General features: G+C 70.5%; 12 protein-coding genes. 7 read left to right on the top strand and 5 right to left on the bottom strand.

Annotated features, from left to right (window positions below; genetic code table 11):
• Positions 1 to 5: 5 nt before the first annotated feature.
• A complete protein-coding gene (locus tag ASF58_RS00310; RefSeq protein ID WP_055945930.1) occupies positions 6 to 3,614 on the bottom strand; it encodes an AsmA family protein in 3,609 nt (1,202 codons plus the stop codon).
• A gap of 115 nt (positions 3,615 to 3,729) precedes the next feature.
• Positions 3,730 to 3,981, bottom strand: coding sequence for a hypothetical protein (locus tag ASF58_RS00305; RefSeq protein ID WP_055945926.1), 252 nt, complete (start codon positions 3,979 to 3,981; stop codon positions 3,730 to 3,732).
• Between the two features lie 199 nt (positions 3,982 to 4,180).
• Here ASF58_RS00305 and ASF58_RS00300 point away from each other — a divergent pair, with 199 nt between their 5' ends.
• From ASF58_RS00300 to ASF58_RS00285, 4 genes are all read left to right on the top strand, one after another.
• The gene (locus ASF58_RS00300) at positions 4,181 to 6,547 is read left to right on the top strand and encodes a UvrD-helicase domain-containing protein (protein WP_055945923.1); all 2,367 of its coding nucleotides are present in this window, start codon (positions 4,181 to 4,183) and stop codon (positions 6,545 to 6,547) included.
• A 403-nt stretch (positions 6,548 to 6,950) separates the two neighbouring features.
• The gene (locus tag ASF58_RS00295) at positions 6,951 to 7,667 is read left to right on the top strand and encodes a PhoH family protein (protein WP_055945921.1); all 717 of its coding nucleotides are present in this window, start codon (positions 6,951 to 6,953) and stop codon (positions 7,665 to 7,667) included.
• Positions 7,668 to 7,800: 133 nt separating this feature from the next.
• Positions 7,801 to 8,058, top strand: coding sequence for a hypothetical protein (locus ASF58_RS00290; protein ID WP_055945918.1), 258 nt, complete (start codon positions 7,801 to 7,803; stop codon positions 8,056 to 8,058).
• A 165-nt stretch (positions 8,059 to 8,223) separates the two neighbouring features.
• Positions 8,224 to 8,850 carry a LysE family translocator gene (locus ASF58_RS00285; RefSeq protein ID WP_055945913.1) on the top strand — a complete coding sequence of 209 codons (627 nt, stop codon included), beginning with the start codon at positions 8,224 to 8,226 and terminating at the stop codon, positions 8,848 to 8,850.
• 34 nt (positions 8,851 to 8,884) lie between these two features.
• On the opposite strand, the gene ASF58_RS00280 is transcribed toward ASF58_RS00285, so the two are convergent.
• On the bottom strand, positions 8,885 to 10,372 hold the full coding sequence (locus ASF58_RS00280) for a murein L,D-transpeptidase family protein (protein WP_156375495.1): 1,488 nt from the start codon (positions 10,370 to 10,372) through the stop codon (positions 8,885 to 8,887).
• Between the two features lie 330 nt (positions 10,373 to 10,702).
• On the bottom strand, positions 10,703 to 11,665 hold the full coding sequence (locus tag ASF58_RS00275) for an acetyl-CoA carboxylase carboxyltransferase subunit alpha (protein ID WP_055945910.1): 963 nt from the start codon (positions 11,663 to 11,665) through the stop codon (positions 10,703 to 10,705).
• Between the two features lie 535 nt (positions 11,666 to 12,200).
• Here ASF58_RS00275 and ASF58_RS00270 point away from each other — a divergent pair.
• The 3 genes from ASF58_RS00270 to ASF58_RS00260 all read left to right on the top strand — a co-directional run bounded on the left by ASF58_RS00270 (position 12,201) and on the right by ASF58_RS00260 (position 15,006).
• Positions 12,201 to 13,319, top strand: coding sequence for a patatin-like phospholipase family protein (locus ASF58_RS00270; RefSeq protein WP_055945907.1), 1,119 nt, complete (start codon positions 12,201 to 12,203; stop codon positions 13,317 to 13,319).
• Between the two features lie 29 nt (positions 13,320 to 13,348).
• On the top strand, positions 13,349 to 14,092 hold the full coding sequence (locus ASF58_RS00265) for an acetoacetate decarboxylase (RefSeq protein WP_055945904.1): 744 nt from the start codon (positions 13,349 to 13,351) through the stop codon (positions 14,090 to 14,092).
• A 128-nt stretch (positions 14,093 to 14,220) separates the two neighbouring features.
• Positions 14,221 to 15,006: a 3-hydroxybutyrate dehydrogenase gene (locus ASF58_RS00260; RefSeq protein ID WP_055945900.1), complete on the top strand. Its 786-nt coding sequence runs from the start codon at positions 14,221 to 14,223 to the stop codon at positions 15,004 to 15,006.
• Positions 15,007 to 15,079: 73 nt separating this feature from the next.
• Here the strand turns inward: ASF58_RS00260 and ASF58_RS00255 are convergent, their stop codons facing one another.
• Positions 15,080 to 15,424, bottom strand: a complete 345-nt coding sequence (locus ASF58_RS00255) for a CsbD family protein (protein ID WP_055945897.1) — start codon at positions 15,422 to 15,424, stop codon at positions 15,080 to 15,082.
• Positions 15,425 to 15,465: the final 41 nt, after the last annotated feature.

Here is a 15,465-nt window from a genome sequence, read left to right as displayed (position 1 = left end):
CTCGCTCAAGGGCGAGGGGCCGCCTCGGGTTGCGGAGCATTCGCCTCCGGGGCCTGGCGGCGTGCCGCCTCGGCCTCGCGCGCCTGCACTTCGCGTGCGGCCTCGTCGGCCGCCTGCTGCGCCCGCAGACGTGCTTGGCGGGCGGCTTCCTCGGAGGCCGCTCTCTCGGCCGCCAGCTTGTCCGCCGCGGCCTTGATGGCGAGGATGCGGGCCTTGTCCATCTCGATGCGGGCGCGGCGCCGCTGGCGCTCGCTCTGGTCGGCCTCGAACAGCTCGATCTTCTCGAGTTCGCGCTGAAGCACCAGGGCGGCGAGCCCGTTCGTTACAGGTCCGGCGTCGATGCTGCGTTCGGGATTCCGCATCGGACCGCTGAAGCCGAGCTGGATCGACGGGTTCGCCCCGCTCCAGCCCTTGGGCGACTGGCTCGCGACGAGAGACCCGCGCGCATCGATGCGTGCGTCCCGCAGGTCGATGCCGAGCGTTCCGATCCAGCGGGCGGATCCGAGGGCCAAGGTCAGCGGGCCGGCGCGCAGGGTGCCGCCGACGAGGCTCGCAGGGCTGGAAACCGATCCCTTCACGGTGAGCGGGCCTGCGCCGAGTTCCTCGGCCACGAGGGCCTGAAGGCGGCCCTCTCGCAGGGGGTCGTCCTCGGTCAGGGCCAGTGTCAGCGCCCGATCCAGACCGGCCGGATCGGCCCCCGGGAGGCTGACGTCGGTGAGCGTGAGGGTGCCGCTGCCGCCGAGGTTGTTCATCAACACGGTCAGGCTCTCACCCGAACTGCCGAAGCGGAGCTGGGCGGTGACACGACCTTCCACCGACCCCGGGCCGATCAGTCCGGGGATCGTCGCGTCGGTGATCTGGCCCTCGCCGGAGAGCGCGGCGGCACCGCCCTGACGTGTCGAGGTCACGCGTCCCGCGATGCGTCCGCCGGCGAGGGTCGCGTCGAGGTCACGCAGGGTCAGGGTCTCGCCGTCGAGGGTGACACCGAGGGTCGCGCCGGTGGCGGTAAGCCCACGCCCGAGCTCGAGGCTGTCGACCCGGAGGCCGAGGGAGACGGGTGGCCGGCCCGCCGGTACCGGCGCGAACCGCGCGCTCGCGGGGCTCTGCCCCGGCCCGCGCGGGGCTTCGGTCGGCAGGATGGTGGCGCTGGCCAGCATCGGCAGGGACAGGCGGGTCAGGGACGCGCTGCCGCCGATCGCGCCCTCGGCCGTGCGGGTGAGGTCGGCCGAGACGGGCTGGCCGGCGATCCGACCGACGACCCCCAGGCGCAGGTCCGGGCCGGCGCGCGACAGGCGCAGGCCGAGATCGGCCGGGAGCGGCCCGGGGATCGGCCCGGCGCTGCCCGCCAGGGTGAGGAGTGGCGCGAGATCGGGCAGGGCGAGCTGAATCTCGCCGCCTCGCGGCAAGGTCTCGGCGGCGTCGAGGCGGAGCGGCTGGACCGTCGCGATCGCGATGTCGGCGACCGTCCCGCTCAGGCGCAGGGCGAGGCCTCCGGGCGACGCGGGGTCATCGGACGGGGCGGGCACGCCGGCGATGCGCAGGCGACCGGGCCGGCGCAGGGCCGGGACGTCGGTGCGCCCGAACCAGGAGGCCGCGTTCGCCGTCGCGATGGTGAGGTCGAGGGTGTCGATGCGGCCGGCCCGGCTCAGAAGGTCGAGGTCGAGGGTGCCGCCCGCCGCGTTGCCCTTCGCCCCGACCCGCAGCGTGTCGGCCGCGCCCGCATCGCGCTCGATGTTGACCGCGAGGTCGAGGGCCCCGTTCCGCAGGAAGGCCGGGACTTGGCGGGCCTCCGTCACCCAGACTCGGTCGAGGAGCGCGAACAGGGGAGCGGCCACCGCCGCCGAGACCTGCCCGGCGATCCGACCCGTGCCGTCCGGATTGATCCGGCCCGAGAGCTTGGCATTGGCGCCGGCCAGGTCGGTGATGTCGAGGCTGTCGACCACGAGGCTCGGGCCGTCCGACTGGATGCTCGCCGCGATGGTGCCGTTGCCCCCATGGGTGCCGGCAGTCCCGTAGCGCACGTCCCGGGCCTGGAGCGTGATCCCGACATCGTGGCCCCGCAGGTCGGCGAGGGTGCTGCCCAGCACCGGCAGGGCGGCGATGTCGAGGCCCTGCGCGGCGAGCTGCGCGTCGAAGCGCCCCCGCTCCGTGCCCTCGGCCGCGATGTAGCGGGCATTGCCGGTGATGCGAGCCTCGCCGAGCCCGAGGCGCAGATTGCGCAGGGACACCGTGCCGGCGGCGACCGAGAGGTCGGTCGTCCCCTGCACCGGACGGCCGTCCATCACCGCCACGGCAGGGCCTTCGAGCCCGAGGCGCCGCAGGTAGCGGCCGAACCCGTCGGAGGCCGGCGTGTCGAGGGACAGGTGCCCGGTGAAGCGCAGGCCGGTCTCGGTGTCGATCTCCCCGCTGGCGCCCAGGACCGCGGCGCCCGGCGCCGTGACGTCGAGCCGGCGCAGCACCACGCCACCGGTGCGGTCGAGGGTGCCGCTGGCGGCGAGGCCCGTCCATTCGTCGAGGCCGAGGGCCAGGCTCTCCACCGCGAGATCGAGATCGACCATGATCGGCAGTCCGAGGCCGTTGCGGCTGCCGGTGCTCGGCACGCCGCGGGCGATCAGCGCCTGCCCGGCCGCCGAGGTCAGGAAGGCGTCGAGGTCGAGGCGACGGGCGGAGAGCGCCAGGGCACCGCGCCATTGCTTCAGGTCGAGCTGACCCGTGCCGCCCAGGCGCAGGGCTTGGCCGCCGGGATCGATCTCAAGGGCGACGTCGGTGAATCGGGCCGTCAGGCCGCGCCCCTTGAACTTGCCCGCGAGCGAGAAGGGCAGGTAGGCGCCCGCCGCCTGGACCGGCGGCCCGACGACGATCCGGGCGCTGCCTTCGGCCACCGCCGAGGCCAGGCGCCGGCCGCCCGTTCCCGTTCCGGCGGGGGCGAGGCCGATGCGGGCATCGGCCTCGAAGCGGGGCTGCGTGTCGCCGCCGCCCGCGATCTTCACGCTGACGCCGTCGGGTCCGAGCTCGCCGGTCGAGACCCGGAAGGGAACGCCCCGGCTGGTGCCTTCGGCCCGCCAGGGTCCGACGAGGGCCGGCGCCGAGACCTGCAGCGCCTCGGCGTAGAACTGCTCCGTCCGGCCGGTCGCGGGCACCTGGGTCGTCAGCACGAATTGCCGAATCGACAGATCCTCGATGGCGAGGTCGCGCCGCAGGGCCGCCGAGAGCCCGCGCGCGGGCAGCAGCATCGCCTCGCCATCGGTCACGGGGAGCTTGACCTCCGCCCGGCCGACCCGCGTCTCGGTGAAGCGGATCTCGCCCTTCAGCAGCGGCGCCAGGGCGATCTCGGCCTTGATCCACTGCAGGTCGAGCTGGGGCTGGTCGAGGGTGGACTTCTGCGCGGCGCCAGCCCCGGATCCCAGCCGCAGGCGATCGAGCTTGAGGCGTGGCGAGGGCAGGAGCCGGACGCCGATACGGCCCTCGGTCTGAGCGGCGACCCCGAGGGAGCGCGCGATCGTCCGGTCGATCGTGCCGCGATAGCCCTCCCAGGCCACGAAAGGCGGGACGGCGAGCGCCGCGACGAGGAGCAGGATGACGGCGCCCGCCAGCGCGGTCAGGATGTCACGCACCGTCTCTGTTCCGCCTCGTCATCCGGACCGGGTCCCGCTTCGCCGGCGGACATAGCACAGGCAAGGCCCCAGCGCGCCAGGGCCCGCGCCGCCTCCGGCGTCCCCGCGCTGCGGCTCAGCGACGGCCCGGAACGACGATCGGGGCAGGGGGCGCGCTCGGCCGGAACAGGTCGCTGCGCTGGATCTGCAGGCGCGACTGGTTGGTGTCGAATTGCTGGCGCTGCTCGATGCCCCGGAGTTCGCTGCGGTTGGACAGGCGCTCGTTGGTGGCATTCAGGCTGTCGACGCCCCGCGACGAGACCTGGGCGAGGGCCGGGCTGGCGGCGAGAACGGCGAGGCCGGCGAGAAGGGCGGGGGAGCTACGCATGGCGGCGTCCTTGGCGATGACGGAATGAGATCTGATCTGGTAAGACGACGCATCGTTGGAAAGGCGAGTTCCCAAATCTCAGGCTCCTGCGGCGCTGCGTCGGTGTCAGCCCGAAATCCAGGGGGCGCGCCCTCGTCGACGCGCCGCCGACACGGGCATCACCCTCGACGCCGTTCGCGTTTTGGTCCAGGGATGCGGCATGACCCAGCACTCCGACGCGGCCGGCCCCACCGCCTCCGACGCCGCCCCGACCTCCATCGCCGCCCGTGCCATGGCCTCCCTGCGGCCGCAGGGCAGTCCCTACCTCGAAGGGCTGAACGCCGAGCAGCGCCGCGCCGTCGAGGCGACGGACGGGCCGGTGCTCGTGCTGGCCGGGGCCGGCACCGGCAAGACCCGGGTGCTGACGACGCGAATCGCCCACCTGATCGCCACCGGCAAGGCGCGGCCCTTCGACATCCTCTCGGTGACCTTCACCAACAAGGCCGCGCGCGAGATGAAGCACCGCATCGGCGGGCTCATCGGGCCGGCCGGCGAGGGCATGCCCTGGCTCGGCACCTTCCACGCCATCGGCACCAAGATCCTGCGCCGGCACGCGGAGCTGGTGGGCCTGCGCTCCGACTTCACGATCCTCGGCATGGACGACCAGCTTCGGCTGATGAAGCAGGTCATCGTCGACCAGAACATCGACGAGAAGCGCTGGCCGGCCCGGGCCCTGTCCTCGGCCATCGACGGCTGGAAGAACCGCGGCCTGCTGCCCGAGCAGGTGCCGCCCGGCGAGGCCCAGGCCTTCGCCTTCGGCAAGGGCGGCACGCTCTATGCCGCCTATCAGGCCCGGCTCCTGACCCTCAACGCCGCCGATTTCGGCGACCTGCTGCTGCTCTGTCTGAAGCTCTGGCGCGAGAACCCGGACGTGCTGGAGAACTACCAGCAACGCTTCCGCTACATCCTCGTGGACGAGTACCAGGACACCAACGTCGCCCAGTACCTCTGGCTGCGCCTGCTGGCGCAGGGTCACCGCAACGTCGCCTGCGTGGGCGACGACGACCAGTCGATCTACGGCTGGCGCGGCGCCGAGGTCGACAACATCCTGCGCTTCGAGCACGACTTTCCCGGCGCCGTCGTGGTCCGCCTCGAGCGCAACTACCGCTCCACCGGCCACATCCTCAGCGCCGCCTCGGGCCTCATCGCCAAGAACGAGGGCCGCCTCGGCAAGACCCTGCGCACCGAGGACGTCGCCGGCGAGAAGGTGACGGTGTCGGGCGCCTGGGATTCGGAGGAGGAGGCCCGCCAGGTGGCGGAGGCCATCGAGAGTCTCCAGGCCAAGCAGCATGCCCTCTCGGAGATCGCCGTGCTGGTGCGCATCTCGGCCCAGATGCGCGAGATCGAGGACCGCTTCGTCCAGCTCGGCCTGCCCTACCGGGTCATCGGCGGACCGCGCTTCTACGAGCGGGCCGAGATCCGCGACGCACTCGCCTATCTGCGCGTCACGGCCAACCCCTCCGACGACCTCGCCTTCGAGCGGATCTTCAACACGCCCAAGCGGGGCCTCGGCGACGCCACCCTGCAGGCGCTGCACGCCTATGCGCGGGCCGAGCGGGTGCCGCTGCTTCAGGCGGCCCGCCTCGTCGTGGAGACCGACGAGCTGAAGCCCCGCGCCCGGTCCGGCGTCCGCGCCCTGGTCGAGAGCTTTTCACGATGGTCCCGGCTGGTGGGGACGCAGCCGCATTCGGAGGTGGCCCAGACCATCCTGGAGGAATCCGGCTACACCGAGATGTGGCAGAAGGAGAAGTCGGCCGATGCGGCCGGGCGCCTGGAGAACCTCAAGGAATTCGTCCGCTCCATGGAGGAGTTCCCGGACCTCGCCGCCTTCCTCGAGCACGTCTCGCTGGTCATGGAGGCCAGCGAGCAGGAGGGCGCCGACCGGGTCTCGCTGATGACCCTCCACGCCGCCAAGGGCCTGGAATTCGACACCGTCTTCCTGCCGGGCTGGGAGGATGGCCTGTTTCCGAACCAGCGGGCGCTCGACGAGAGCGGCCGGGCCGGGCTGGAGGAGGAGCGCCGCCTCGCCCATGTCGGCCTGACCCGGGCCCGCAAGCGCGCCAAGCTGTCCTTCGCCGTCAACCGGCGCATTCACGGCCTGTGGTCCTCCACGGTGCCGAGCCGCTTCATCGACGAATTGCCCGAGGACAGCGTCGACGTGATCGACGCGCCCGCCCACTTCTCGGCCGGGGCCTCGCGCTTCGACCGGAACCCGACGCCCTTCGGCTCGTCCTACGGCACGCCGGGCTGGCAGCGGGCCCAGGCCAACACGGCGCAGTCCGGAAACGCCAACGGCTACGGGGTCGGCAACCGCTCGCCGGCCAGCCGGGGCGGCCCGCGCCAGATCGAGGGCGAACTCATCGCCAAGTCGACGGGCGCACCCTCCGCCTTCAGCGTCGACATGCGGGTGTTCCACACCAAGTTCGGCCCCGGCACCGTGGCGGGTGTGGACGGCAACAAGCTGACCGTTGATTTCGACAAGGCCGGCCGGAAGATGGTCCTCGACAGCTTCATTCAGGCGGCCTGATACGCGGGACGCCATAGCTGCGGAGAGCGACGCACGGATGCGGACTGCGTCTTCCACGACACAGCCCGGGGCAATCGGCAATTGCGGCCGCCTTTCCCCCGCAGTGCAGCATCGGCGCAGACTTTTTACATCATTTTCAAGAATAGTTGTTGTCACGCCCCTGTCGCGCCCGGCGCGGCATGGTGCGTGCAACGCAACGTCCTGCGGTCATCGGGGCCGTATCGGGAATCCACAGCCTTGAGGGACCCGCCCGGAACTTGAGGGCGGTCTCCGGATTGGCTGTGAAGCGGGCGAGGTCGAAAGGATCGCCGAAACGGGATCAGTCACAAGTGATGCGAAGCAAGTTCAGCAAGTCAGGCTCAGATTAAATCCAGGTTGGCAAGTCCGGTTGGAGTGTTGATCGATGAAGAGACGCCGCGCACGACTTGAACTCGTTGAGGACCGTCCGGTCCGGCTGCACAAGACCCGCTTCGACGAAGAACGCAATCTCAGTCCGATCCAGCCCCTCACCGACCGGCAGGCGCAGTACCTCGACGCCCTTGCCCTTCACAAACAGGTTATCGTTCTCGGCCCCGCCGGCACCGGCAAGACCTTCATCGCCGGGACCCGCGCCGCCGATCAACTCCGCCAGCGCCGTATCGCCAAGGTGATCATCACCCGGCCGAACGTGCCATCCGGCCGCTCCCTCGGCTTCTTCCCCGGAACGCTGGAAGAGAAGATCGCCCCCTGGGTTGCGCCCCTGACCGAGACCATGAAGGAGCGCATGGGCGAGGCCGCCTTCGAGATCGCGGTGAAGACCGGCGACATCGAGGTGGTGCCCTTCGAGGTCATGCGTGGGCGCACCTTCAAGAACTGCCTCGTGATCCTCGACGAGGCGCAGAACACCACTACCGCCGAGATCAAGATGTTCCTCACCCGCATCGGCGACGATTGCCAGGTGATCATCAACGGCGACGTCTCCCAGACGGACTTACGCGAGACGTCGGGCCTTCGCACGGTGATCCACCTGATCAAAAGTCGGATGATGCCGATCCCGGTGGTAGAATTTACCCTCGACGATATCGTCCGCTCCGGAATTTGTGCTGAGTGGGTGCGCGCTTTCGAGGAAACGAATCTCTGACTCAGGTGTTGTCAGCGGCAGGTCGGAACGGGGCCTGCCGCTCACTCCGGTGCGCGACACAAATTTCTCGGCCTCGTGCGCGAGAGAACCAACCGGGTGCCGCGCTCGGCCAAAAGAGAATGGGAGTCTACACGTGAGGAAACTGACCCTTGCTTTCGCCGTGCTCGCCTCGCTCGGCGGTGCCAGCCTCGCCACCTCCGCCTCGGCCGCGCCGGGCACCCCGATGGGCGTGACCGCCCCCGAGACGGTGTCCACCGTTCAGATGCGCATGGAGCGCCGGATGGAGCGTCGCATGATGCACCGTCGCATGGAGCGTCGCATGATGCGCCGTCACATGGAGCGCCGCATGATGCACCGTCGCATGGAGCGCCGGATGATGCACCGCATGTGATCGGTCGATCGGTCTGACCGATCTGGAGAAGGGTCCCTCGCGGGGCCCTTTTTCGTTGGGCGCCGGGCTGCCCCGCGTCCCGGCCGGGCGCCGACCCGGGCGCCGTTTGCTAGGAGATTGCCGGTATCGCGCCCGGGGCGCGCGCCCTCGATCGGGAGACCGGCCGTGACCTTCCAGACCTGGTGGCTGTTCTTCAGCGCCGTCTTCCTCCTGTCCGGCACGCCGGGGCCGAACATGCTGCACATCCTGGCGCGCAGCGTCCGCGTCGGCTGGCGCCGCAGCCTCGCCGCCATGGCCGGATGCCTCAGCGCCGTGGTCCTCGTGCTGGTGGCCTCCGCCGCGGGACTGAGCGCCGTCCTCCTGGCTTCGCCGGTCCTGTTCGATGGCCTGCGCTACGCCGGAGTCGCCTACCTCGTCGTGCTCGGCGTCCGGGCCTGGCGCGGGCAGGACGGAGCGCTGGAGATCCCCGGCCCTGCGGGGATCCCGGCGCCGGTCGGGCTGGGTCGTCTCTACCGCGACGGGCTGCTGATCGGCCTGAGCAACCCCAAGCTCCTGCTGTTCGCCAGCGCGTTCCTGCCGCAATTCGTCGAGCCGACGCGGCCGCAGGCCCCGCAATTCGCGATCCTGGTCGTCACCTTCGCGGCGGCGGAGCTGTTCTGGTACGGGGTCTACGCCCTCGGCGGCCGCCGGCTCGCCGCATCCCTGACCCGTCCGGCGCTGCGGCGGGCCTTCGACCGGATCACCGGCGGGATCTTCCTCGGCTTCGGCGCCATGCTCCTCGGCACGCGCTGAACCGGGGCAACTCGGCTCAAGACGATTCCGCGCCTCAATTCTTGGGCGTGGTGGAGCCGGTGGTCTTCGGCGACGCAGTCATGGCCGCCGAGGCGGTCTTGTGGGCCGGCTTCGCCGCCTTGTCCTCGTCCGGCTTGCCGCCCTTGGCCGGGGCGAGGGCAGCGTGAGCCGCCTTCGCGGGCGCGGGCTTAGCCGCAGGCTTGGCCGCGACGGGCTCCGGCTCGGCTGCAGCCACGGCCGGGACGGTGGCGGCGTCGGCGGCCGGGGTCGCGGGGGCGCCGTTGCTGAACAGGTTGCCCATCAGCTTCTTGTAGGCGGCTGGATCGCCCTCGGCGTCGGCCACCATCACCCGGGCGGGCTTGGCCGGCTCGGCCACCACGGGCTCGGGCTTGGCTGACGGCGCGGCGCCCTTCCGGGCGAGGTTCGCGGCGGCGGCCTTGGTGGGGATCGGAGCGGCCGCAGCCATCATCACCGGACGGCCCTTGGCGTCGACCTCGATCTCGCGCTCGCCGGCGGCCAAGCTCTCGGGGCGGCTGACGTCGCCGAGCTTGTGCTGGGCATATTCCTTGGGATCGTACGGCAGCTCGGGCTCGGAGGTCGATTTGCCGAGGCTCGCGAAGGTGAGAGTGCTGGCGGGCGTCTGCGGACCGCGGAACACCGGGTTCTGGCTGCCGTCGTCGTAGACCAAGCGGGTCGCGGGCGCGCCCTTGGCGATCAGGTCGGCGATCTCGCGGTTGTCGCGCTCACGCTTCTCCGCCACCTGGGGCTCGACCTTGGGGGTGCAGGAGCCGGCCGCCGCGTCGGCGCCGCCGAAGACGTACTTCGTTCCGCACAGGCCGACCCGCGGCTCTTCGCGCAGGGCCTCGAAGTAGTCGGAGCCTTCCTTGAGGTTCTTCCAGAACGGCGCGTTGGGGTCGTTGCGGAACTTGGCGATGTTGGTCGCCGTCATCCGGAACGGATACGACTGAAATTGGAATGCGCGCTGGCCGCCGGCGAAGGAATCGCGCGCCAGGGCGTAGATCTCGCCCATCGACTCGTCGGTCATGGCAAAACAGCCCGACGAAGAGCAGGTGCCGTGCACCATGATGTAGTTGCCGGTGCGCCCGTTTGCTCGGTCGTAGGCGTTCGGATAGCCAGTGTCGAACGAGAGATAGTAGGACGAGTTCGGGTTCATCTGACCCGGCGTCACGGTGTAGAAGCCCTCGGGCGCCTGACGGTCGCCCTGCTTGGTCTTCGGGCCGAGCTGGCCCGACCAGCGGCAGATCGGGAAGGTCTTGAGCAGGGCGTACTGGCCGTTGGTCCCGCGCTTCCACACCTCCATCTCCGCTTCCCGCTTGTAGGCACGGATCAGGATGGGATCGCTCTGCGACATGCCCTTCTGGGCCATCAGCGCGAGGGTCTTCGGCGGCACCGGGGCCAGGGCCCGCAGCGGAACGCCACCGCCCGTCGAACCGTCCTGGCAGGCGCCGAGCGACAGGGCGAGCAGAGCGAAACCGGCGGCCACGAGCGGGCGCATAGCCATGGGGAACCTATCCTCAGTCACGCAGCCCCGGGCTCACGCCCGTGGCATGCCACTCCCCAACCCCTTAGCGTCGTTAAACTTACCCGGTTGTTACCGCAAGGAGACGGCCGCGGCGGCCCGGGCGGGATGTGGATTGCGGACATCACCGGCCCGTCGACGCGATCTCGCCGCATTTGACGCCGCGTCGGGCGGGCGGGAAGGAAACGGATTGATTTCGCAGGTTTTTCGCCATCGCTCCGCCGCGCGTCGATGTGGCGAAACCTTGGCAGCGGCCGGCAAGCCGACGGGCCCATTGGTTCCCGCCTCGATCTGCGGCGGAGTGTCGCGATCTTAGAGCTTCCGACCGATCTCCATGAACTTCGCCGCGCGCCGGTCCCGGATCTCGTCCGGGCCGAGCCCCTGGAACTCCACCAGGGCGGCTTCGATGGCGGCCCCCGTCGCCTCGATCGCGGCCTCGCGTCCGCGATGGGCCCCGCCCGTCGCTTCGGGCACGATGCCGTCGATGATGCCGAGGCGCAGCAGGTCCTGGGCGGTGATCTTCATGGCGGTGGCGGCGTCCGACGCGCGACCCTGGTCGCGCCACAGGATCGAGGCCGCGCCCTCCGGCGAGATCACGCCGTAGATCGCATGCTCCAGCATGAGCACCCGGTTGGCGGTGGCGAGCGCGATGGCGCCGCCCGAGCCGCCCTCGCCGATGACCACCGCGACATTCGGCACGCCGAGGGCGAGGCAGGCCTCCGTCGAGCGGGCGATGGCCTCGGCCTGGCCGCGCTCCTCCGCCTCGATGCCCGGGAAGGCGCCGGCGGTGTCGACGAAGGCCAGCACGGGCAGGCCGAAGCGATCGGCGAGCTCCATCAGGCGCACGGCCTTGCGGTAGCCCTCGGGCTTGGCCATGCCGAAATTGTGCCGCAGGCGAGTCTCCGTGGTGGAGCCCTTCTCCTGGCCCAGCACGCAGACCGGACGGCCGCGAAAGCGTCCGAAGCCGCCCACGATCGCCTGGTCCTCACCGAAGGCGCGGTCCCCGGCGAGCGGGCTGAAATCCGTGATCAGGCCGGCGCAGTAATCGATGAAGTGCGGCCGCTGCGGATGGCGGGCGACCTGGGTCTTCTGCCACGGGGTCAGCCCGGCATAGATGTCCGAGAGGGCGGAGGCGGCCTTGGCCTCCAGGCGGCCGACCTCCTCGCTGATCGAGACCGCACCGTCGCGGGCGGCCATGGTCTTCAGCTCCTCCAGCTTGGATTCGAGCTCGGCCACCGGCTTCTCGAAGTCGAGATAGGAGCGCGTCACCGACATGGGTCAGGGATCCTTGTTCGTCGCCATCGCGCGCGGGGCGGCCGGGTCAGGGACGATGGCGGCGGAGGGCGTGCGGGAAAAGCCGCGACTGGGCGGGGGGTGTTGGCGAAGGAACTCCGCCTGTCAACCGTCCACAGGGCCCGGGTCGGGCCCGACCGCGAGACTCGCGGGCGCGGTTCGGCCGGACGTTCGGCCCAGGTGTCGAGGGCCTCGGACGCGAATCCGGCCCGGCACTCTCTGCCGACGCGCTCGCCGGACACCCTCGTCAGACCCTCCCGCCAGACAGCCATGTCTCACCGTTTCGGCGGCCAACCCGACCGGGCGGTCCTGCCGCCGAAGCCGGGCGCCGCTGGGCGAAGATCGAGGGCCTGACAACCGAGCCGCTTCGTCCCATCCGATGGATGGCGGTCGCCCCGGGCTTGCGTCATGGTGCGCCGCACGCACCGGGCAACCGTGGGTTGGCGCCTCGCCGTTGGCGGGACGACTCGCGGGATCCCCGAGGCGGTGGGTGGTCCATATCGCGAGAGGGCCTGTCGTGTCGGCATTTCCCAGCGGCGAAACCAACGTTCTCGTGCTCCAGGGCGGCGGGGCGCTCGGCTCCTACCAGGCGGGCATCTACGAGGCGCTGGCGGCCCAGGGCCACGCGGTGGACTGGGTCGCGGGAATCTCCATCGGAGCCATCAACGCGGCGCTCATCGCGGGAAACCCGCCCGAGCGGCGCGTGGAGCGAATGAGAGCCTTCTGGGAGCTCGTCTCCTCCGGGGTGACGGGAGCGCCCTGGTTTCCCGGCGAGAGGGCCCGGGCAGCGTTCAACGAGGCGAGCGCGGGCTGGATCGCCACCTTCGGGGTGCCCGGCTTCTTCACGCCCCGTTTTCCGCCCGCCGGCTTCTATCCGGCCGGCGCGCCGGAGGCGCTGAGCTACTACGAGACGACCCCGCTCCGCGCGACCCTCGAACGCTTCGTGGATTTCGACCTGATCAACGCGGGGCCGACCCGCCTCAGCGTCGGCGCCGTCAACGTGCGCACCGGAAACTTCGCCTACTTCGACACCCGGCGGGACCGGATCACGCCCGAGCACATCATGGCCTCCGGTGCCCTGCCCCCGGGTTTCCCGCCGGTCACCATCGAGGGCGAGCCCTACTGGGACGGCGGCATCGTCTCGAACACGCCGCTGCAATACGTCCTCGACGAGGAGCGCGGGCGCGACCTCATGGTGTTCCAGGTGGACCTGTTCTCCGCGCGCGGAGCGATGCCCCGGACCCTGATCGACGCGGCCGAGCGCGAGAAGGACATCCGCTTCTCCAGCCGGACCCGGCTCAACACCGACATGAGCCTGGAGATCCGCAAGGCCAAGGCCGCCACGCGCAGCCTCCTGGCCAAGCTGCCGCCCGAATGGCTCGGCGACCCCGATGTCGAGTTTCTGCGAGGGATCAGTCACGACAACGTCGTGACGATCATGCAGCTGATCTACCGTCGCAAGGCCTACGAGGGGAATTCGAAGGATTACGAGTTCTCGCGCACGACCATGCTGGAGCACTGGGCCGCGGGGCTCGACGACATGCGCCGGTCCCTGCGAGCGCCCGCCTGGCACGACCGCCGGCCCGACGCGAGCGGCATCTGCGTGCTCGACCTGACCCGCGCCGCGCAGGACTGAACGCCCTTCACCCCCAGGGAGACGAGCCCGTGACCCGCGACGAGATCCTCGAGACGCCCTCGATGCCCGCCTTCAGCCCGAGCTACCCGCGCGGGCCGTATCGCTTCCTGCGGCGCGAATACCTGATCGTGACCTATGAGACCGATGCGGACGCCCTGCGTCGGGCCCTGCCCGAGCCCCTGGAGCCGCACCCGGACAACCTCGTCTACTACGAGTGGATGAAGATGCCGGATTCCTCCGGGTTCGGCGACTACGAGGAGAGCGGCTCGGGAGCTCTCGCCAGCTTCAACGGCGAGCCCTGCAACTTCTCGATCCAAATGTACCTCGACGACGAGCCGCCGATCACGGCCGGGCGCGAGATCTGGGGCTTCCCGAAGAAGTGGGGCGTGCCCCGCCTCAAGCTCACCAAGGACACCCTCACGGGCACGCTGCACTACGACGACGAGCGGGTCGCGATGGGCACCATGACCTACAAGCATCGGAGCCTGGAGCACGATCTCGCCGCGGTGAAGCAGGGCCTGGGCAAGCTCAACGTCAACCTCAAGCTGCTGCCGGATGTCGGCGGCGGCCCGAAGGTCGCGCAACTCGTCGGCTATCGCCTGGAGGACATCACCGTCCACGGCGCCTGGGAGGGGGAGGCCCGCCTTCACCTGATCCCGCACGTGAACTGCCGGGTGGCCGACCTGCCCGTGCGCCGCATCGTCGGCGGCCGGCACATGGTCGTCGACTTCACATTGCCCTACGGGCAGGTGCTGCACGATTATCTCGCCTGATCGACCAGACGTCCCGCGTCGTGCCCGACCCTGCCCGGACCGGCCACCGCGCTCAGGCTTTGTTCGACCGCGCGCCTGTCCGGCGCGCTTGGGTCCCCCTCGTCGAAGACTGCCCCTAGGAGGCTTCCATGATCCTGAAATCCAAGTCCGCCGTCGTCACCGGCTCCACCAGCGGCATCGGCCTGGCCTGCGCCCGCGCCTTCGCCAAGGAGGGAGCCAACATCGTCCTCAATGGTTTCGGCAAGCCCGAGGATATCGAGGCGGCGCGGTCCGGGATCGAAACCGAGTTCGGCGTGAAGGCGGCTTATTCGCCGGCCGACCTGACCAAGCCCGCCGAGATCGAGGGGCTGATCCGACTGGCGGAGGAGACCTACGGCTCCGTGGACGTGCTCGTGAACAATGCCGGCGTCCAGCACGTCTCGCCGATCGAGGACTTCCCGCCCGAGAAGTGGGAGCAGATCATCAGCCTGAACCTGTCCTCCGCCTTCTACACCATGCGGGCCGCGATCCCCGGCATGAAGCAGCGCGGCTGGGGCCGCATCATCAACACGGCCTCGGCGCACTCGATGGTCGCCTCGCCCTTCAAGTCCGCCTACGTGGCGGCCAAGCACGGCCTCGTCGGCCTGTCCAAGACGGCCGCTCTCGAACTCGCGACGCACGGCATCACGGTGAACTGCATCTCGCCGGGCTATGTCTGGACGCCCCTGGTCGAGAGCCAGATCCCCGACACCATGAAGGCGCGCGGGATGACCAAGGACGAGGTCATCAACGAAGTGCTGCTCAAGGCGCAGCCCACGAAGGCGTTCGTCACCATCGACCAGGTGGCGGCCCTGGCCGTGTTCCTGGCCTCCGATGCGGCGAGCCAGATCACCGGCGCCAACATGGCCATGGATGGCGGCTGGACGGCGCAGTAGCGCGGTCCCGCATGGCCGCCCCGCTCCGTCCCGCCGCGACGGCGGTCGGAGCGGGACGGAGCGGGGCTGGGTTCTAGCGGCGCCCGTGCAGCAGCAGGGCGAGGCCGTAGCCGACGGCGCCCGCGATCACCAGGGCGATGAACGGGTTCTCCTCGACGCGGTGACCCACCACCCGGCTGCCGTCGCGCAGGTAGGTGCCGCCGCGCTCGTAGGCGTCGCCGGCGTAATCCGAGACGTTGTCGGCCACGTCGCGCAGGGTGTCCTTGGCCTGTCCGTAGATGTCCTGCGCGCGACCCTCGGCCTCGCGGTAGCGGCCCTCGGCGGAGGTGCGCGAGGACCCCGCGAGGTCTCCCGCAGCGCCCTGAACCTTGCCGCCGAACTCCTTGGCGGTGCCGACGATGCGATCCGTATCGACCATGGTCTCTCTCCTGAACGCGGATGATGCGGGCCACCCGTCCG

Source organism: Methylobacterium sp. Leaf125 (genome assembly GCF_001423085.1).
In the GTDB taxonomy this organism is placed as follows: Bacteria; Pseudomonadota; Alphaproteobacteria; order Rhizobiales; family Beijerinckiaceae; genus Methylobacterium.
The sequence above is the reverse complement of the archived record's forward strand: the minus strand, read 5'-3'. Positions and strand labels throughout refer to the sequence as shown.